Source organism: Hyphomicrobium sp. 01T421 (assembly GCF_056398805.1).
The window spans coordinates 417825-436932 of sequence record NZ_JBFTQC010000001.1 but is presented as its reverse complement, the minus strand read 5'-3'; the positions used below and the strand labels follow the sequence as shown (position 1 = coordinate 436932).

13 protein-coding genes and 2 pseudogenes are annotated in these 19108 nt (G+C 61.1%); 10 read left to right on the top strand and 5 right to left on the bottom strand.

Annotated elements, in window-relative coordinates; translation table 11 throughout:
* Nucleotides 1-95 precede the first annotated feature (95 nt).
* Nucleotides 96-1739: an L-lactate permease gene (locus AC1DK3_RS02055; RefSeq protein WP_477190632.1), complete on the bottom strand. Its 1644-nt coding sequence runs from the start codon at nucleotides 1737-1739 to the stop codon at nucleotides 96-98.
* Between the two features lie 179 nt (nucleotides 1740-1918).
* Between AC1DK3_RS02055 and AC1DK3_RS02050 the strand changes: the two genes are divergently transcribed.
* The 3 genes from AC1DK3_RS02050 (at nucleotide 1919) to AC1DK3_RS02040 (ending at nucleotide 6326) form a co-directional block, all read left to right on the top strand.
* Nucleotides 1919-2680, top strand: coding sequence for an FCD domain-containing protein (locus tag AC1DK3_RS02050; protein ID WP_477190631.1), 762 nt, complete (start codon nucleotides 1919-1921; stop codon nucleotides 2678-2680).
* A gap of 218 nt (nucleotides 2681-2898) precedes the next feature.
* The gene (locus tag AC1DK3_RS02045; RefSeq protein WP_477190630.1) at nucleotides 2899-4617 is read left to right on the top strand and encodes an OmpA family protein; all 1719 of its coding nucleotides are present in this window, start codon (nucleotides 2899-2901) and stop codon (nucleotides 4615-4617) included.
* 14 nt (nucleotides 4618-4631) lie between these two features.
* Nucleotides 4632-6326 carry an SDR family oxidoreductase gene (locus AC1DK3_RS02040; protein WP_477190629.1) on the top strand — a complete coding sequence of 565 codons (1695 nt, stop codon included), beginning with the start codon at nucleotides 4632-4634 and terminating at the stop codon, nucleotides 6324-6326.
* Here the strand turns inward: AC1DK3_RS02040 and AC1DK3_RS02035 are convergent.
* Nucleotides 6323-7048 carry a thermonuclease family protein gene (locus AC1DK3_RS02035; protein WP_477190628.1) on the bottom strand — a complete coding sequence of 242 codons (726 nt, stop codon included), beginning with the start codon at nucleotides 7046-7048 and terminating at the stop codon, nucleotides 6323-6325. The genes AC1DK3_RS02040 and AC1DK3_RS02035 overlap by 4 nt on opposite strands.
* A gap of 291 nt (nucleotides 7049-7339) precedes the next feature.
* Here AC1DK3_RS02035 and AC1DK3_RS02030 point away from each other — a divergent pair, with 291 nt between their 5' ends.
* The 3 genes from AC1DK3_RS02030 to AC1DK3_RS02020 all read left to right on the top strand — a co-directional run bounded on the left by AC1DK3_RS02030 (nucleotide 7340) and on the right by AC1DK3_RS02020 (nucleotide 11274).
* Entirely contained in the window at nucleotides 7340-9688 is a 2349-nt protein-coding gene (locus tag AC1DK3_RS02030; protein ID WP_477190627.1) for an AsmA family protein, read from the top strand.
* 242 nt (nucleotides 9689-9930) lie between these two features.
* Complete coding sequence (locus AC1DK3_RS02025; protein WP_477190626.1) at nucleotides 9931-10485, top strand: S-adenosylmethionine decarboxylase family protein; 555 nt, start codon at nucleotides 9931-9933, stop codon at nucleotides 10483-10485.
* A gap of 162 nt (nucleotides 10486-10647) precedes the next feature.
* Complete coding sequence (locus AC1DK3_RS02020; protein WP_477190625.1) at nucleotides 10648-11274, top strand: hypothetical protein; 627 nt, start codon at nucleotides 10648-10650, stop codon at nucleotides 11272-11274.
* Between the two features lie 5 nt (nucleotides 11275-11279).
* Here the strand turns inward: AC1DK3_RS02020 and AC1DK3_RS02015 are convergent, their stop codons facing one another.
* Complete coding sequence (locus AC1DK3_RS02015) at nucleotides 11280-12731, bottom strand: MFS transporter (protein ID WP_477190624.1); 1452 nt, start codon at nucleotides 12729-12731, stop codon at nucleotides 11280-11282.
* 282 nt (nucleotides 12732-13013) lie between these two features.
* On the opposite strand from AC1DK3_RS02015, the gene AC1DK3_RS02010 reads away from it, so the two are divergent.
* Together AC1DK3_RS02010 and AC1DK3_RS02005 are read left to right on the top strand one after the other, a co-directional pair.
* Nucleotides 13014-14957 (top strand): acyl CoA:acetate/3-ketoacid CoA transferase, encoded by a 1944-nt coding sequence (locus tag AC1DK3_RS02010; RefSeq protein ID WP_477190623.1) that lies wholly within the window; start codon nucleotides 13014-13016, stop codon nucleotides 14955-14957.
* 142 nt (nucleotides 14958-15099) lie between these two features.
* Nucleotides 15100-16116: a S1C family serine protease gene (locus tag AC1DK3_RS02005; RefSeq protein ID WP_477190622.1), complete on the top strand. Its 1017-nt coding sequence runs from the start codon at nucleotides 15100-15102 to the stop codon at nucleotides 16114-16116.
* A 77-nt stretch (nucleotides 16117-16193) separates the two neighbouring features.
* Here AC1DK3_RS02005 and AC1DK3_RS02000 read toward each other — a convergent pair.
* Nucleotides 16194-16502 (bottom strand): annotated as a pseudogene (locus tag AC1DK3_RS02000) (gamma-butyrobetaine hydroxylase family protein); the annotation flags it as partial.
* Between the two features lie 27 nt (nucleotides 16503-16529).
* A pseudogene (locus AC1DK3_RS01995) lies at nucleotides 16530-17756 on the bottom strand (Mrp/NBP35 family ATP-binding protein); the annotation flags it as partial.
* A 147-nt stretch (nucleotides 17757-17903) separates the two neighbouring features.
* On the opposite strand from AC1DK3_RS01995, the gene mobA reads away from it, so the two are divergent.
* Together mobA and mobB are read left to right on the top strand one after the other, a co-directional pair.
* Nucleotides 17904-18536 carry a molybdenum cofactor guanylyltransferase MobA gene (mobA, locus tag AC1DK3_RS01990; RefSeq protein WP_477192850.1) on the top strand — a complete coding sequence of 211 codons (633 nt, stop codon included), beginning with the start codon at nucleotides 17904-17906 and terminating at the stop codon, nucleotides 18534-18536.
* 6 nt (nucleotides 18537-18542) lie between these two features.
* Complete coding sequence (gene mobB, locus AC1DK3_RS01985) at nucleotides 18543-19094, top strand: molybdopterin-guanine dinucleotide biosynthesis protein B (protein ID WP_477190621.1); 552 nt, start codon at nucleotides 18543-18545, stop codon at nucleotides 19092-19094.
* Nucleotides 19095-19108 lie beyond the last annotated feature (14 nt).

Genomic DNA, 19108 nt, shown 5'->3' with positions numbered 1-19108 from the left:
TCCATGCTCTCCTTCTAGTTCGCGTGTTCGAATTTCAGACTTCGATGGGTTTCAGCTCGCGACGAACGCGAGCGCGACGTGCATTCGATGTTTCTTCACGGTGCGAGAAGCGTGAACGGCCAGAGGTAAACTTGCGCCATGACAAGCAGTCCGACGAGCGTCGCAAGCGCGAGTGAATGGAAAAACACAAAGCGAAGTATCGATCCTTCGTGCCCGTACCATTTGGTAGCCGTCGAGGCGACTACAATAGATTGCGCATCAATCATCTTGCCCATGACGCCGCCCGCGCTATTTGCCGCTGCCATTAGGACCGGATTGATGCCGAGCTGTTCAGCCGTGATCCGCTGCAAGCCGCCGAACAATACGTTAGACGATGTGTCCGACCCTGTCAGCGCCACGCCGAGCCAGCCGATGAGCGTGCCGAAGAACGGATACGCCCATCCTGTGTGGGCGAGCATCAGCCCGAGCGTTGCGTCGCTGCCGGAGTAACGCGTGATGAAGCCGATCGCCATCATGCACGAGATCGTCAGAAGCGAGTAGCGGACCACGTAGATCGTCTTTGCGTACATCCGCGTGAGTTGGCCGAGATTGTATCCCAGGAAGATGCCGGAGATGATCGCCGAAATCAGAATACCTGTTCCCGTTGCGGACAAGATGTTGACGTTGAAGATTGCGGCTTCGGCGTGCGGCGATTGAACGACGGGCGGCATTTTCTGCACGAGTTCATGCAGACCCATGACCGGAATCTTCTGTATCCAAAGTCCATCGAGCGCGGCGCGGACTTGCGGCGTTCCCCAGAGAAAGACGAAGACCGCGAGAATGAGCCACGGCGTCCATGCGCGCCGCACGACGGCGAGCGAATGAGCGACGGCGGCCGACGCGACGGGTTTTTCCGATACTGACTCATTCGGAAGCTTGGTCATCGGAACGGCCGGGCTCCAGACCCGCAAAAAGAGCGCGAGGGCCACCATTGAAACGAGCGAGGCGACGACGTTGACCAGCCATGGTCCGTGAAAATTCGAGACGAGATACTGCGGTATCGCGAAGGAAACTCCGGCGACGAGGATCGGCGGCCAGACTTCGATCATTTTGCGAAAGCCGACGAAGGCCCAAATCAACCAGAACGGAACGATGACCGCAAAGGGTGCGAGCTGGCGGCCGACGGTGGCGCTCAACTCGTAGAGATCGAGTCCCGTGACGGCAGCCAGCGCCACGAGCGGCGTTCCGAGCGCGCCGAACGCGACGGGCGCGGTATTGGCGATCAGCGACAGGCCCGACGCGGCGAGCGGCGGAAAGCCCAAGCCGATCAGCATTGCAGCCGTCACCGCAACGGGCGTTCCAAAGCCGGCGGCGCCTTCGAAGAACGCGCCGAATGAAAACGCGACGAACAGAAGTTGCAGCCGGCGATCGTTGCTTATTGCGCCGATCGATTTTTGCAGGACGTCGAACTCGCCTTTTTCGCTCGCGAGGCGATAAAGAAAAATAACATTCAGGATAATCCAGCCGATCGGCAGAAGGCCGAAAGCCGCGCCATAGACGGCGGCCATGCCAGCCATTTTCGCCGGCATTCCATAGGCGAGGATAGCGACCAACAGGGCTGCGCCGAGGCCAAGGAGAGCGGCGACGTGCGCGCGCACTTCGAAGAGCCCGATACTTCCCAGCAGGACGACCACTGGAATGATCGCCACGACTGCGGACAACGGCATATTGGCAAAAGGGTCATATATTTGCGACCACATACGACCCCTGTCCCTCGACATCGCGGAGCTAGACTGCAGCGGTGTTTCTGGTAAATTTTTTATACCAGGGATGATGAATGGTCAAATCGACGAGCCGTATAGCCAGACGGAAATAGACAATGACATCCGCGGCTGCGCCGGTTTAGAAATTGCGCGCAATACTACAGGGATTAGGCAAAATGCTTGCCGTACGTACGCCAAAAATCGCGGACGCAATCGCATCGAAGATCGAGAAGCTCATTCTCGAGGGCGCACTTCGTCCCGGCGAGAAACTTGCGCCGGAGCGCGAGCTCGCGCAAAAGCTCGACGTGTCGCGGCCGTCGCTCAGAGAAGGCATCGACAAACTCGTGCGGCGCGGACTACTCAAATCTTCGAAGAGTGGAACGTTCGTCGCGCAGTTCCTGTCGCCGATCATGGCACCGCTGGCGAACCTCTATCGCGGCAATCAACAGGCGTTCGCCGATTATTTCGAGTTTCGCCAGTGCGTCGAAGCGCGGGCTGCGCGCGATGCCGCGCTTCGGGCGACAGATGTCGAAAGGGCGGCCATTCGAACCTGCCTGGACGACATGCGCAAAGCTCATAAGCTCGAGGATCCCGCGCAGGAAGCGGAAGCCGACGTAACGCTGCACATGCTCGTCTACGAAGCGGGACACAACTTCGTCGTGCTGCACGTGATGCGTGCACTTAGCGAACTTCTTCGGAACAATATCTTCTTCAACCGGAAGAACCTGTATCTGAAGGCAGGCGTCCGCGAGAAACTTCTGGCGCAGCACCTCGCGATCGGCGAGGCCGTCCTCTCAGGAGATCCCGAGCGCGCGGAGACGGCGGCCGGCGATCATATCGGCTTCGTGTTCGACACCGTCGCCGAAATCCAGCGGGCCAGCGCGCGGCTCGATACGTCACTGCTTCGCGCGCGGAGAGGCGATTTTCTGGCGAGCTGATCGGGCAGCTCGAACCTTGAATATCCATCGGACGCCACTATTTCGCCGCAACCTATTCACGCGGGCTTCATATGGCTGCCTTTATCCCTCATTGTCGAAGGGATAGCTTCGACCTTGGTGAACCACGGCAATTGCCGGATTTCCAACTAAGAAGAACGTCGAAGCTAAATCGATTCGCGGCGTCATACGGGGACGCGGCAATAATCCGAGGGAACAACATGAAATCTACCCGACAAGCGATCTTGGCTGGCGCTTCGCTCCTGGTAGCGGTGGCCGCAACGCCGACGCTCGTTCGAGCCGACGATCAACAGCCGGGAAACAACGGCGAGAAACAGGGCAAGGAAGACAAATCAAAGCGCCTCGGAAAGGATCGCGGCGGGGAGGATCGCCGTCAGCAACAGCAAGGTCAGCAAGACCGTGGCCAGCAGCAGAAGCAGCAGCAAGGCCAGCAAGACCGCGGCCAGCAGGGCCAGCAGTGGCAACAGAAGCAACAGAAGCAAGGTCAGCAAGACCGCGACCAGGGCCAGCAGTGGCAACAGAAGCAGCAGAAGCCAGACCGGGCGTTCGGAAAAAAGGAACCGTCGTCGAACGGGCCGAGCAAGCAGTTTGGCGGCGGCGACCAGCCTAACGGCAATCCCAACGCGTTCGTCAAACCGCAGCCGATGAACCCGCAGAAGCCGCCTGTCGTGAACAACACGCAGCAGCAGCAACAGCAGCAGTTTCCCAACGGCAAGCCGCAAAACTTCGACAACCAGTTCGGCGGCCCCGGCAAGGACAAAGACAAACACCAGCGGGACCAGCAGAAGCAGTTTGGCGGACGGGATCAAAATCCCAATCAGGGACAAAATCCGGGAGCCAATCAGCCCAACAATCGGCCTGTCGTCGACAATCCGAACGGCCAGCAGAACTTCGGTCAGCCGCGCAAGGCGCTTTCTGCCGATGACGCAAAGCGCCGCTTCGACACCATGCGCGGCGAGCGCAAAGAGGTGAAGATCGACGGCGGCAAAGGCGTTGTCATCGAAGAGCCGGGCAAACGCCGGATCTTCAAAGAGAACAATCGCATGGTCATCCAGCACGATGAGACCGAGCGTTTGCGGCGCGTGGCACCGAACGCCCGCTTCGAGAAGGGACAAGGCGGCTCGAATGTCTCGATCATCGATCGGCCTGGCGGCTACCGGGTCTATTCGGAGACCGACTCGAATGGTCAGTTGCTCCGGCGGTATCGCCGCGGGCCGGATGGACGCGATGTCATCATCATCGACAACCGCCGCCGCCACGGAAATGGTTTTGGCAAAGGCGTCGCGACGGGCGTCGGGATCGGCATCGGCGTCGTGGCCGGAGCGGCGATCCTGAATTCCATCCTCGATGTGCCGCCGCCGCGCGTCAGAATTCCGCGCGACAAGTATATCGTCGACTACGGACGTGCGAACGATGACGACGTGTATGAAGCCCTCAGCGCGCCGCCGGTCGACGACTACGACGACCGCTACTCGCTCGATGAGATTCGGGCGACCGCCGGCCTTCGCGACCGCATGCGCCGTATCGATCTCGACGACATCACCTTCGAGTTCGGCTCGTGGGACGTCGATCCGAGCCAATACCGCAAGCTCGAACGTATCGCGCGTGGGATGAGCCGCGTCATCGACCGCAATCCCAACGAGGTCTTCATGATCGAAGGCTACACCGATGCCGTCGGATCGGAGGAAGATAATCTCTCGCTGTCGGACCGACGCGCCGAGTCCGTTGCGGAGGTGTTGTCCGAGCAGTTCAATGTGCCCTTCGAAAACCTGGTCACGCAAGGCTATGGCGAGCAATACCTGAAGGTGCCGACTCAGGCTCCCGAACGGCTCAACCGTCGCGTTGCTGTCCGGCGCATCACGCCGCTTCTGGCGCGTGACGGTGGACCGCCCCCGCCACCACGCCGGTATCCGGACTAACTCGAGGGGCGGCCGTGCTTCGCCGGATCGTGCTGATAGGAGCGACTGGCTTCTTCGGACGGCGGCTTGCACGGCGCCTCGCCACCATTCCGGATGTCGCGCTCACGCTGACATCGCGCAATGACGAGCGAGCTCGAGACTTTGCGAAGACACTAGAAGGGGGTGAGCACATCACCCCCTTTTCTTTTGACCGGGACGATGCGTCGAGCGTCGCGCGGCTCGGGTCTCTATCTCCGTGGCTCGTCATCGACGCTTCGGGACCCTTCCAGTCAGCCAGCTATGATCTTGCACGCGCAGCGATTGGGTTCGGCGCGCATTGGATCGATCTCGCCGATGCTCGCGACTACCTTCTTGGTTTCAGCTCTGCGCTTGACGCGGCGGCCCAGAAGAAGGGCGTCGTCGCGCGTGCGGGCGCAAGTTCGACACCCGCCTTGTCGATGGCTGTCGTCACGGACGTGACTAACGGGTGGCAGCGCGTCGACAGCGTCGACATCGCGATTTTGCCTGGCGGCGCCGGTGACGTCGGCGAAGCCGTCATTCGCGCAATTCTCTCGTACGCCGGCGCGAAGATCACGGTCTACGAAGAGGGTGGAGAAAGAGAGATATCCGGGTGGGGCAGCGTCACCCGCGCAAAGATCGCGGGGCTCGGAACTCGCTACCTGTCGCCGGTCGAGACGGCGGACGCAACCCTGATGCAGCGCAGCTTCAACGTCGCGTCGCGCGTGTCGTTCAGCGCGGGACTTGAATCCCGCATCGAACATTTCGGGCTTGTCGCGCTCGCGCAGCTGAGACGGTGCGGGGTGATTTCACGGCCGGAAACCTTGGCGCCTCTTCTTGGGAAGGCCCGGCGGGTAACGCGCCTCTTTGCGAGCGATCGCGGCGGCATGACAATCACGTGCGCCGGGATCGACGCGAACGGCCGCCAGATTTGCGCTCGCTGGTTTCTTCATGCTGAGAGAGGGGCAGGTCCCGACGTTCCAGTTCTTCCGGCCGTCGCGTTGACGCGAGCGCTTCTCCGAGGCGAGGGCGATGCCGGTGCGGGGATTGCGGCGCTGCCGCTCGCTGCAATCGAAGCCGAGATGACGCGACCGTCGCTCACGACGACGCGCACCATACAAAGTGGAGGCGACACCTGCCTTCTCGCGTTGGCGTGCGGGGAAGACGCCTACCGGCGATTGCCCAGCGCACTTAGAGCTTTTCACGATCAGACTGCGCCGCCGGTCTGGTCCGGCAAAGCCGACATCGACGCTTCGAACTCGATCGCGGGACGTTTACTGAGGGCGATCGTCGGCTTGCCGTCTCCGGCGCGCGGTGTCGACGTGACGGTTACAGTTGATCGCGCCGGCGGCGAAGAAATCTGGCAACGGAATTTCGGTGGCCAGCGCTTTGCGTCTCGGCTTGCATACAAGGGTAAGAACGTCGTTTCAGAACGTTTTGGGCCGATCGAGATCCTGATGGCGATTGACGCCGACAGCGTTGAGGTTCGGATGCCCGTTGCCGGCTGGCGCATTGGCGGAATCAGACTTCCGCTCGTGCTTGCGCCGACATCCAAGACACGCGAATTCGTGGGCGACGATGGCCGCTTTCATTTCGACGTTGCAATCGGACTGCCGGTCGTCGGGCTCTTGGCGCATTATCGCGGCTGGCTCGAGCCGAAGACCGGTTACATTCTCACGCAGAGCCCGGTCGCATCGTCATGCGCCACCTAGTTGGCGGATGCGGGCCGCCAGCCGGCCGCGGTTGCTTCTTCCTCAGAGCAGAACCAGCGCTTGCCGTGTCCTCCGTCCATCCGGACCTTGTCGTACCAGGTACCCCAAGGCATGTGATAGATATGGCCGCGGGACGAAACGTTGCCTTTGATCGCGCAACCTTTCGGAGCGGCGACTTCGGCGACCTGCCATTCGTTACGGCGGAAATCCCAAGGCGCTTGCGCCAGTCCTTGCCAAACGCCGATCTTTTCCTGGCGCGCTTCAGCTTCGATGCCGACGTAGGTGGTCGAATATTTGACGAAGGCCCAGGCGAGCCCGGCGCGTACCATCGCCTCTTCGATGTCGATGCCATCCACGAAGCACGTCGCGAGGGTCCGGTGATAGCGATCGGTGCCGGTGCGGTCGCAGGCAATCTCTTTATGTTCGACCAACTTCCGCAGCATCGCCGCGGCAGCCTTTCCGCATTCCCACGTCGCTCCGGTCGCCGTTTGACATGTCTGCGTCAACTCCGGTGCGTCGATGCCTTCGAGACGAATGCGCGTCTGCCCGACGTCGAGCGTGTCGCCGTCAATCACTCGGCCTGCGCCTGAGATGATCGCCGGTTGGCCATTCTCCGGGGCCGTCACGGCGAGGGCTGCAATTGGCGGAAGTGCCAGGAGAAAAAGCGCACCTGCCCGAAGGCAAGTGCGCGATAGTCGAGACGAGAAAGACAATTCTGGCATTGGTCGATCCTGAATGATGGATGCGGCGCAACCTTGGCGATATCGTGTTTTAATTATGCAACTCATAAGCGATTCGTCTCCCGAGCGCCAAAAGCATCCAGACGTCAGGAGGCGACTTGAAAATGTGAGAGAGACGCCTGCCCCATCGACAGACTCGTTCACCCACAGAACAGCGGGCGTTCGGTGCGCTTAGACCTTGCGCCGCAGGGGTGAGCGGCCCGTAAGTGACATAATTCGCAGCGATATTTCCGCCCGCATTACGCGGCTCGATCGCCGCCCTAAGAGGACTGCATGCCCTACACTCCCGCGCCCCCTCCGCTGCCGACGATACGGCCGAGCTTCGAGCGCGCGCCTCTCGGCTCGGGTCCGCGCCGCACGCCTCCGCCGCCGGGCGGTGGGGGTGGGCGCCGGAGGCCGCCCGCACGACGGGGCGGCCTCTGGACGGGCATCTTCTACGCGCTGTTTTTCGTCATCGCGGTGCTTGGTGCGGGCATCGGCTACCTTCTTCTCAATCCGCCGAGCGACCTGATCCGGCAGAAGATGGCCGAAGAGGTGAAGGCGCGGACCGGCCGCGATCTCATCATCGCCGGGCCAGCGTCTTTCAAATTTTTCCCGGTACTGGCCCTCTCGTTGAAAGACGTGTCGCTCTCGGGCCCGCCCGGAATGGAGGGCGCGTTCCTGAATGCTCAAGCGCTCGAAGCGAGCCTCGATCCGATGACGCTTTTGGAGCGCCAGCCGAAGATTACCGCGGTGACGCTCAAGAGCCCTGTTCTTGACCTCCGCATCGATAAAGAGGGCCGCCGAAACTGGAAGTTCGCGGCCCGCTCCGCTCCAACGCGGCTCGCCGAGTTGCAGATGCGCGGAACGCAGCGCGACACTGCTCCGATAGAGATTGCGATGGCGGAAACCGGCGGCTCCGGACCCGATGCGACCGATTTGAAAATCGAAAACGTCAGTGTGGAGAATGGGACGTTCCGCTTCACCGACGATCGAACGGGGAAAATTTCGGTAGTGTCGCAAGTCAACGTCACGCTCGGGCTGCCCTCTCTCCAAAGCCCGCTCGTCGCGAACGGCAATCTCGTCTGGCGCGAACAGCGGCTCGACTTCGACGGCAAAGTCGCCGACGTCCGCGCGATCGCAGCCGAGAAGCCGACGCGACTCTCCTTCAATGCCCGGAATTCGTTGATCGCGGCGACATTCGACGGCGGCTTCCTCATCAAGGAAGGGGCTATCCTCGACGGCAAGGTTTCCGCGCAATCGAATTCGGCGCGCGAGCTTGCCACCTGGTTCGGCACTCAGCTGCCGCCCGTCAGCGGCTTCGGACCGATGTCGATCCAGGGAACGCTGAAGACAGCCCTCAACGTGACGGTGTTTACGGATGCGGCATTCAGTTTGGACGGCGCGGATGCCAAGGGCCAGATCAAGGTGACGACCGGCGGTGTCCGGCCGTTGGTAGAGGCCGATCTCGCCGTCTCGGAACTGGATCTCAACAAGTACCTGACTGGCGCGGTCATTGGCCGGGAGTCTAGTGCGCCGACGGCCAACGGCGAAGCCGTTCCTGCAGCTCCGCCGACGCCGTCAACGCCAGAGCCGCCGGTTGCGCCGAAGCAGCCGACACCGGCGACACCGGATCAGATCCAAAAATTGTTAGAGGGCTCGAAAGTTTATGGCTTCGCGCAGCGCGAGGGATGGTCGAGCGAGCCGCTGAACCTGACGCTCCTCGGCGTCGCCGACGGCAACGCCCGCGTAAGCGTCGAGAAGCTTCATTTCAAGAACATGTCGATCGGCAAGTCGTCCGTCGACGTTGCAGTCAAAGACCTCGCCATGCAGGCGAAATTCAACGATGTCGCGCTTTACAAGGGGCATGGCAGCGGCGTCCTCGCCGTCAACGGATCGGGAGGAAACGCGAACGTTGCCGCCAACTTCAAGCTCGACAACGTTTCGGCGTTGCCGTTCCTCAAGGATGCTGCAAATTTCGGCTGGGTTTCGGGCAACGCTAATGTCGCCCTGCAGCTCTCGGCGAACGGCGCGAACCAACTGCAGTTGATCGAAAGCCTCAACGGAACAGCCGGTTTCCAATTTGCGGACGGCGCCGTCGTCGGCTTCAATCTGCCCGGCGCCATACACGGGCTGACGCAAGGCAACCTCGGTGCGCTCAAAACGTCACCGTCGGAAAAGACCGACTTCACCGCGCTCGGCGCCTCGTTCACGATTACCAACGGCGTTGCGCAGAACCAGGATCTGCAGCTCATCAGCCTGATGTTGAGGGTGACCGGCACGGGCACCGTCCGCATGCCGGAGCGGACTGTCGACTATACGATCAGGCCGAAGCTCATCGCTTCGGCGGAGCCCCAGAAAGGCAACGCCGAGGCATCAGGAATCGAAATTCCGGTCCACATCACTGGCTCCTGGGACAACCCTTCCTACCGACCCGATTTCAAAGCCGTGCTGTCGGATCAGGATAAGACCGTCGAGACGATCAAGCAGATCGGCAAAAAGTTCAAAGGCAAGAACCCCAACGAGATCGTCGATCAGCTCTTCGGCAAAAAGGCCGACGAGGATCCGACGAGCTCAGCCGCGACCAACAAGAAAAAAGCGAAAGATCTGCTGAACAAGTTCCTCGGCAAAGAGGACCAATAAACTGCTCGATTGTCGCGCTTTGACTGCTCGATCGGCGTGTTGTTTTATCTTCGGTTAAGTTGATGGAACACCAGCGCGAAAAAAAATCCGCGTAGGGGGCAAAAAGATCTTGCGTAGGGGGGGCGTTGGCCTCATATGCACCCTCTCTCGTCTGTCCACCTGCCAACATGGTCGAGGTTTTCCAGAACCAATGAGGTAAGGAGCGGGCGAGTCAAACCTATCTGCTGGTTGGGGAGGGTCACATGGCCTTTAATGACACCCTCTTCCAATTGGGGATGGACTTGACTCGTTCAAGCACCGCCCAAGAGGAAGATTTTTCGCGCGCTGCGTTCAACACGGAAGTAGAAGACTCGACGAGTCCGTCTACCGAACAAAGCGTAAATAGTGCAGGGACTACGATCTTTATCGATCTCCACGGCGCCAAGCGCCTCGACGACGTCAAGTCGGCCGAGCGTGCGACAAAGCGTGCCGTCGAGAGCTTGGGCCTCAAGCTCAAGAGCCTCCACCTCGATCGCGTCGCCGGCGGCGGCGTATCGGGTGTCGCGGTCTTGGGCTCCGGGCACCTGTCTTTGCAGGCTTGCTCGCGGAGCGGCTTTGCCGCCGTCGACGCACGCGGTTGTACGGGACTGAAGCCGTCATCGGCTTTGCTCGCACTCGCCGAGGCGTTCGGCGCGCGCGAGGCTGTCATCCGGCGGGAGCGGACACTGTCCGACCTGACCGTGCCTGCCCTTCGCGTCGTGCCCAGAGCACCGCGTAAGGTTCAGCGCCAGAAGGCTCAAGCGAAGAAAGCGGCTTAAACCGCTTCGCTCTCTTCAATACCAGCGATAGTGGCCGCGATCGGAGTTCTCCGATCGCGGTTTTCAGGCTTTAATCCACCACTATTTTCTTTGGAGCGCGGCCCCTGACCTAGCAAGCGCCCCTATCGAGATTATCGTCTCGGCTTTTCCGAGAGGATTATTATGGGAGCAATTTTTCATAATTGGTGGGAGCGTGTAACGCTTTTTTGCGTCGGCTTTGGCGCATGTTTCTCACTGGCGACGATATTTCTAATGTCGCCACCCGACATGCTTCGATGGTCCCTCGCCCCAGGGACCAACGACCAAAAGGTCGCCAAGGTCCTCGACCCCTCCGGAACTCTGCTTGAGCTTCATCACCAACTTGAGATTTCGCAAATACGAGCTGATACCTGCCAAGCGGGCCGCGCAGAAATTAAGGATCGCGCTCCAATGCCGCCGATACCTCAGCCACAATGCATCAAGAATCTAGGCGGCGAGACCGATGTGAAGATCAATATCGAAACCTCCAAATCCTTTGTGGGGGGGCGAATTCTAATTGCCGTCTCGGGAGTGACCGAGGGTGGGTGTCATTTCGCTGTTGCGACAGAACAAGAACGGGCCGACACCGCCGGATATGTTACGCCAGCAAGCCAATTATTCATCGCGACATCAGTTGGAAAATATCGGGTGGTTTTAAAGAAAATCCACTGGCTTTTTCCATTACAGTGGTGGGGCTGCACATTTGACGTGCTTCGAGTGAGTGATCCCGACAATGGCCCGGCAGGAAAAACTGTCGGCCCACCAGCCTAGCAATATTACCCGACGTGGCCCTCGCTGAGGCGAGCGACTTCCTTGGCTGGCTCCGCTGCCTTCAGCGCTTCCGTCGGCAACATCGAAGCGCCGGCCGATGGCGATAGCTTCCTGAAGAACAGGATCGACGACGCCGAGACGAGCGCGATCAAGATGAAGACTGGCGGGAAATGCGCCGCGTCGATGGCGCTGCCTCCGGCAACGCGCTGCATACCTTCTAGCCCCATCGCCGCGATCGTGACGCCGACCGAGCCGGACAGCTCCTGACAGACAACTGCGAAGCTCGTCGCATTGCTCAATCGCTCCGGCGGTATGTCCGCATAAGCCAGCGTGTTGACGCTCGTGAACTGAAGCGAGCGCGATAGCCCTCCCATTAGAAACAGGGCGATGATCAGCACCGGCGAGGTCGTGAGCGAAAACATCGCCGGGAAAGCCGTAAACAAGCTCGCGACGATGGCATTCACCATCAGCACGCGCCTGAAACCGTAGCGCTTGATGATCGTGGCTGCCTGGGTCTTCATAAAGATGGCGCCGATGCCGGTTGCGAACGTCATCATCCCCGACTGGAACGCCGTCATGCCGAAGCCCGATTGGAACAGCAGCGGTAGCAGGAAGGGACCAGCTCCGAGACCCGTGCGGAAAAGGAAGCCGCCGAGGACGCTCGCTCGATATGTCGGGATCGCAAGCAAGCGGAAATCGATGATGGGCATGGGCACACGGAAGGCGTGCCAGGCGTAAGCACCGAGCAGTGCCGCACCGGCAGCCGTGATCAGGAACACCGTCTCCGGCCCGACGATGCCGAGCCCCATCAGCGTGATGCCGGTCAAAAACATCGACAGGCCTGGGCCTATCAGAAGGAAGCCGCGCAAGTCGAAGGTGTTCGATGTTTTCTCGCGCACGTCCGGAATGAAACGGGTGATCAGCACGAGCCCGAGAAGCGCGACCGGGATGTTGATCCAGAAAATCCAGCGCCAATTGAAGTACGTCGTGATGAAGCCGCCGAGCGGGGGCCCGAGAACCGGTCCGACAAGTGCCGGTACGGTTAACCAGGCGATGGCGTTGATCATGTCCGACCTCGGGATCGTACGCAGTACGATCAGGCGGCCGACCGGGGTCATCATTGCTCCGCCAATACCCTGAAGGATGCGGGCTGCGACGAGCGTGCCGAGATCCGTCGAAAGCCCGCATGCAATGGAGCCGGCCGCGAACACCACCATCGCAGCGCGAAAGATGTTCTTGGCGCCGAAGCGATCCGCCATCCAGCCCGACGCGGGGATGAAAACGGCAAGCGCCAGGAGATAAGTCGTTAGGGCGAGCTTAAGGTGAATCGGATTGGCGTTCAGATCCTTAGCGATCGCCGGTAGCGAGGTCGCAAGCACCGTCGCGTCCAGGTTCTCCATGAAGAGAGCCGTGGCCACGATCAGGGGGATGAAGTTGCGTCGGATCTGTTCGGTCATCGCGGGTGTCTAGCATCCTAACGCTCCCCGGCCAGCCTTTCCGGCGTGCGGCTTACGCAGGTCTCAATTGCGGAAAGGTGCGGCATAAGCCCCTCGCCACCCCTCGGATAGGGACCTATTACCCCCTTGAGTGGTGCATGCCCATTCGAGCTAAGCTATGCGCGAATGGCGGTCCGGCCGACAATCCGGTGTCCGACATAAAACAAAACAACAGCATGGCCTCTACAGAGACCGCTCGAAGTCTCATCGAAGCCTGGACTGTGACTCGGGGAAACGCATCGCATGTCTACCAATAAGGTCATTTCGGCTGACGAAGCTATCGCCCTCATTGGCGAAGGCGCCGTGGTTACGACAACGGGTTTTGTCCAGAGCTGCATTCCGGAAGCGCTGCACGCAGCCCTCGAGAAGCGCTTCGTCGAGACAGGAGCGCCGCGCGATCTCACGTTGATCATGTGCGCAGGCGCCGGCGACAGCAAAGGGCTCGGCACCGGCCGGCTCCATCACGAAGGCCTGTTGAAGCGTGTCATCGCCGCGAACTTCGGGCGCATGCCTAAGGTTGCGCAGGCTGCCCAGGAAGACAAAATCCAGGGTTACAACCTTCCCCAGGGCGTCATTTCCAAACTCTATCGCAGCTGCGCATCCGGCAGCCCAGGTCTTTTCACTCGCGTGGGCCTTCATACCTATGTCGATCCGCGCCTCGGCGGCGGCAAAGTGAACACGCGGACCAAAGAGGATCTCGTCAAGCTCGTCGAGGTCGATGGCAAGGAGTGGCTGTTCTATAAGGCGACGCCGATCAACGTCGCTCTCATCCGTGCGACGAGCGCCGATCCGCAAGGCAATCTCAGCATGGAAAGGGAAGCGCTGACGCTCGACGTGCTGGCGCAGGCCATGGCCGCACACAACAACGGCGGCATCGTCATCGCCCAGGTCGAGCGCATCGTCGCCGAGGGCTCGATCAAGCCGAAAGACGTGAAGGTTCCGGGCATTCTGGTCGATTGCATCGTTGTTGCCGATCCGCCTGAGATGCATCGCATGAACTACGGCGTCATGTATGACCCGGGTCTTGCAGGCGAAGTGCGCGTCACCGTCGACGGCCTGCCGACGATGGCGCTCGACGAACGCAAGATCATCGCGCGCCGCGCCTCGTTCGAGCTGCCGCCGAACGGCGTCATCAATCTCGGCGTCGGGGCGCCGGACGGCGTCGCGAACGTCGCCAACGAAGAGAAGGTAACGCCCTACCTCGTCATGACGACAGAAGCCGGCGCGGTCGGCGGCGTGCTGGCGGGCGGTTCGAGCTTCGGCTCATCGGCCAATGCGCATTCGATCCTCGATCAGAACCAGATGTTCGATTTCTATCACGGCGGCGGCCTCGATCTCACTTGCCTCGGCATGGCGGAATGCGACAGCCTCGGCAATGTCAACACGAGCAAGTTCGGCGGCAAGCTCAACGGTTGCGGCGGGTTTATCGACATCTCGCAGAACGCACGCGCGGTCGTTTTCGCGGGGACGTTCACCGCTGGCGGCCTTCAAGTTGCGATCGAGGACGGCAAGCTGCGTATCGTCAAGGAAGGACGCGCGAAGAAGTTCGTGAAGCAGGTCGAGCAGGTGACGTTCTCGGGCCAGTACGCCGCGCAGAATGCACAGCCCGTGATCTACGTCACGGAGCGTTGCGTCTTCCAGCTGACCGATCACGGCCTCGAACTGATCGAAGTGGCGCCCGGCATCGATATCGATCGGGATATCCTTGCGCATATGGCGTTCAAGCCGCACATCCATTCGCCGGTGACGATGAACCCGCGTCTTTTCCTCGATCAGCCGATGGATCTGCTTGCCGATCTCCTGAACAAGAACCTCAAGGACCGCGTCAGCTTCGACTCCGAGCAGAAGATCCTGAACCTCAATCTCGAAGGCTGGAGCGTCCGCAAGAAGGCCGATATCGCGGACTTGAAGAAGGTGATCGTTGAAGCCTGCGAGGCAATCGGCGGCCGCGTCAATGTCGTTATCAATCAGGCCAGCTGCCGGATCGCCGAGGATCTCTACGACGAATACGCCGATATGGTCGCGTACGTTACAAAGCACCACTATGGCCGCTCCGCCCGCTATGCCACAAGCGCGCTCACCCGGCAGAAACTGCTGGAAGCACTGAGACGGCGCGGGCTCGATACGCACGTCTTCGCGAACGCGGCCGAAGCGTACGACTTCCTTCAGCGCGAAGCGGCGGAATAGACGTCAGCCAGCGGATCATCATCGTTCGGTAGATTTGACCGAACGATGACGCATGCCTGGAATGCGCCGCAGTGCCGTGCGGGACTTGATGGACGTGAGGCTCGTCGCCATTTGTTCGCGACTTCAATTCCTCGGGTGCATCATGGAACACAGCTTTTTTCGGGTTCTCGACGATACGGGTATTGAACGCGACAGCGCTCGCCACAACGGCGTTCAGCGCGATGACGTCGCGCTCATGGATGCCTACAGCAACGCCGTCGTCGATGTCGTCGACACGGTGTCTCCGGCCGTCGTGCATGTCCAGGTTCGCAGCTCACGCGGCGGACGTACGGGGCAAGGCTCGGGCAGCGGCGTCATCGTTTCGCCGGACGGTCTCGTACTGACCAACAATCACGTCATCGACGGCGCACAATCGATCACGCTTGCGCAAGGCGACGGCCAACGGTTCGGCGCGCGCCTTGTCGGGCGCGATCCCGATACCGATATCGCCGTGTTGCGCGCGGAGACGACTGAGCGGCTGAAGTTTGCGCGGCTGGCCGATTCCAAGAAGCTTCGCCCTGGGCAGATCGCCATCGCAATCGGCAATCCGCTCGGCTTCCAGTCGACGGTGACGGCCGGCATCATCAGCGCGGTCGGACGGTCGTTGCGCGCCGAGAACGGTCGCCTCATCGACGATGTCATCCAGACGGACGCTGCGCTCAACCCCGGAAACTCCGGTGGTCCCCTCGTCAATTCGTCCGGTCACGTCATCGGCATCAACACCGCGACCATCATGGGTGCGCAAGGGCTCTGCTTCGCTGTCGCATCGAACACGGCTGAATATGTGCTGACGCAGATTCTAAGCCATGGCCGGGTGCGGCGTGGCGTGATGGGCATCGTTGCCGAACATGTTGTGCTGCCGCAGCGCATCCGACACGCGCTTGGCCTCACCCAAGCGGGCGCCATCGGCATTCGCAGCGTGCAGAACAATGGTCCGGCGGAGACTGCGGGACTGATGGCTGGCGATATTCTGATCGCGGTCGACGGCGTCGCCATTGCCGGTGTCGACGACGTTGCGCGCGTCCTCGATGCCGGCCGCATCGGTCAGAAGGCGATCCTCACGGTCCTGCGTGCTGGAGAAAAGCTCGAGTTCCCGATCGTTCCGGAAGAGCGGGGTTAGTTTTCTGATTGCGCGGGCGGCTGTTTTTTTTCGCGCACGGCGACTCCCTGTGGGAGCCGGCCGCCGTGCGCGCAAGACTATTCCCGCGTCAGGCCCTTGGCGGCGAGTTCTTCGAGATACTCGCCCCAGCGCTGGTCCTTCTCGCGGCCGATGAGGTGCAGATAACCCCACGTATAAAGGCCGGTGTTATGGCCGTCGTCGAAGGCGAGGCGCGTCGCGTAGTTGCCGACGGGCGTCATGCCTTTGATCTTGACGTTCTTCTTCCTCGGCACGGTGATGCGCTGCGACGGGGAGTGTCCCTGGACTTCGGCGGAAGGACTGACGACGCGGAGGAATTCAGCCGGCAGCTCGAACGTGCGTCCGTCCGGGAATGACGCCTTCAGCGTTTTTCCGCCGTCGATGAGTTCGAGCAACGGCGGTGGCGTCAGCGTTCCCTTGGCGCGTTCGACCTCCGTCCATGTGCGTGCCGCCAATTCGCGGAAAATTCCAGCGTGCACGCTATCGGGTGCGGCGACCGTCACGGGCTTGCCGCTATCCGACGTCTCGCGGATATCCATATGCAGCGGGACCTCGCCGAGGAACGGCACGCCGAACTTCGCCGCTTCGTCTCGCGCGCCACCGTGGCCGAACACGTCCGAGCGCTCGCCGCATTTCGGGCAAAGGAAATAGCTCATGTTCTCGATGATGCCGAGGATCGGGACCTCGACGCGCTTGAACATCGCGATGCCTTTGCGGGCGTCGATCAGTGCGAGGTCTTGCGGCGTCGATACGATCACGGCGCCGGAAAGCGGAACGCTCTGCGAGATCGTCAATTGCACGTCGCCCGTTCCCGGCGGCATGTCGATGACCAGGACGTCGAGATCGCCCGTCGTGCCAGCCCAATCGGTATCGCGCAGCATCTGTCCCAGTGCCGACACGACCATCGGACCGCGCCAGACGACGGGCGTTCCTTCGTCGACGAGAAATCCCATCGACATGACTTTCAGGCCCCAGCCTTCAAGAGGCTTGATGACCTTGCCGTTGCTGACCGTCGGTTTGCCGGTGATGCCGAGCAACCGCGGCTGTGATGGTCCATAAATGTCGGCGTCGACAATGCCGACTTTCATTCCGATCGCCTGGAGACCGAGCGCAAGATTGACTGCGACCGTCGATTTGCCGACGCCGCCTTTGCCGGAGGCGACTGCGATGACGTGCTTGACGCCGGGAATGGCTTGCGTTTTCGCGGCGGGGTTCGCTCCGGCCGCCGCTTGGCGCGGACCTGCCGCATCGCCGGTCGCGCCCTTGGCGCGTGCCTCTTGCACACGCGGATGCTCGGGACGTGGGCCCGACATTGCTTTGATCCCGCCAGCCGGCGCTCGTGGTGGCGGCGGGGCTTGTCGCGATTGTCCGCCTTGGGCTTCGGCGGTCAGCACCGCCGTCACTCCGGCCACGCCCGCGATATCGGCCACGACTTTCTCGGCGGCGAGGCGCAGCTGTTCAAGCTCTTCGGCGCGGCTCGCTGGAATCGTGATCGAAAAATAGGGATGGTCGTCCTTGATGAAGATCTCGGACACGAGACCAAGATCAACGATGTTGCTTTCGAGGTCTGGACCTTTGACCCGACGCAGGGCGGCAAGCACCTGTGTCTTATCGACTGGCATGAGCGTCTCCCGGGGCGCCGAAGCAGCGCCAATTTCTATCCGCGCGATATAAGTCCGGGCGGCAACGGTGGAAAGGTACAATGTGACGCCGGAGCCCAAATATTCCCGCGACTTGCACGCTTTCGCCAGGAACCCTAATCGTTGCGCATGCCTATTTCCGACCAGATCCTCGGGGTCATTCTTGCTGGAGGCCGCTCCCGGCGCTTTGGCGGCGGGGACAAGGGGCTTGCCGATCTCGGGGGGCAGCCGATCCTCGCGCACGTCATCGCGCGGTTTCGCCCTCAGGTTGGCCGGCTTATCCTCAATGTCAACGGCGACCCGACGCGGTTTGGCGCTTATGGGCTCGAGACGATCTCGGATGAAGAAAATCCGGAGCTTGGTCCTCTCAGCGGACTTCTCGCGGCTATGAATTGGGCGGCGCAACATGCGTCTAGGTACATTGCGATCGCTACCGTTTCCGCCGACGTTCCGTTCCTGCCTGACGATCTCGTGGCGCGGCTCGAAGCAAGCCGGGGTGACGGCGTTGCGATTGCAACGTCCGGGGACCGCCGACATCCGACGATCGCCGTTTGGCCGACGAGCTTTAGGCGAACCATTGCAGAAGCCTTGGATAAGCGTGCTTTGAGCGTTGATAGGCTCGCAGCCGATCTCAATGCTGTTGCGGTCGCCTTTCCGATGCGCAACATTCAGCGTGCGAACGTCGACCCTTTTTTCAACATCAATACGCCTGACGATCTTTCAACAGCCCGCGCCCTACTCGCCGGATCCACAGAAGGATAACAAGCCTTGGGCAATGAATTTCGATTTTCTCAATCATCGCCGCTGTTCGGCATCGCGGGCTGGTCGAACTCAGGCAAGACGACGTTGATCGAAAAGCTGACGAGGCACTTTGCGGGCCAAGGACTTCGCGTCGCGACGATCAAGCATACGCATCACAAGTTCGATATCGATGCGCCGGGAAGCGATACGGCCCGGCATCGCGCTGCGGGCGCGGCTGAGACGGCGATCGTCTCGGGGTCGCGCGTTGCAGTGATCGAGGAAATCGAGTCAGCCGGCGAGCCCGCACTCGAGGCCGTGGCGGCGCGGCTCAATCCTTCGGACATCATTCTCGTCGAAGGCTACAAGTCGGCCAACATCCCAAAGATCGAGGTCCGGCGCGCGGCCGTTGCATCGGAAAAGCTGTTGGCGCCGACGGACCCACTCGTTCTCGCCATTGCGGCCGATTACGAGGTCGATGCGCACGGCAAGCCCGTGTTCGATCTCGACGACATCGACGGCATCTCCGCGTTGATCGTCAGGACGCTCGGCCCGTTCAATCGCGTCCAGCAGCGGGCCTAAGCGGGTCGCCTCAC

Bases quoted from the DNA above. Each gene is read 5' to 3' on its own strand.
- AC1DK3_RS02050 (WP_477190631.1), top strand. From the start codon at position 1,919: ATGCTTGCCGTACGTACGCCAAAAATCGCGGACGCAATCGCATCGAAG.
- AC1DK3_RS02030 (WP_477190627.1), top strand. From the start codon at position 7,340: ATGCCCTACACTCCCGCGCCCCCTCCGCTGCCGACGATACGGCCGAGC.
- AC1DK3_RS02045 (WP_477190630.1), top strand. From the start codon at position 2,899: ATGAAATCTACCCGACAAGCGATCTTGGCTGGCGCTTCGCTCCTGGTA.
- mobA (WP_477192850.1), top strand. From the start codon at position 17,904: ATGCCTATTTCCGACCAGATCCTCGGGGTCATTCTTGCTGGAGGCCGC.
- AC1DK3_RS02015 (WP_477190624.1), bottom strand. From the start codon at position 12,731: ATGACCGAACAGATCCGACGCAACTTCATCCCCCTGATCGTGGCCACG.
- AC1DK3_RS02005 (WP_477190622.1), top strand. From the start codon at position 15,100: ATGGAACACAGCTTTTTTCGGGTTCTCGACGATACGGGTATTGAACGC.
- AC1DK3_RS02025 (WP_477190626.1), top strand. From the start codon at position 9,931: ATGGCCTTTAATGACACCCTCTTCCAATTGGGGATGGACTTGACTCGT.
- AC1DK3_RS02055 (WP_477190632.1), bottom strand. From the start codon at position 1,739: ATGTGGTCGCAAATATATGACCCTTTTGCCAATATGCCGTTGTCCGCA.
- AC1DK3_RS02035 (WP_477190628.1), bottom strand. From the start codon at position 7,048: ATGCCAGAATTGTCTTTCTCGTCTCGACTATCGCGCACTTGCCTTCGG.
- AC1DK3_RS02020 (WP_477190625.1), top strand. From the start codon at position 10,648: ATGGGAGCAATTTTTCATAATTGGTGGGAGCGTGTAACGCTTTTTTGC.
- AC1DK3_RS02010 (WP_477190623.1), top strand. From the start codon at position 13,014: ATGTCTACCAATAAGGTCATTTCGGCTGACGAAGCTATCGCCCTCATT.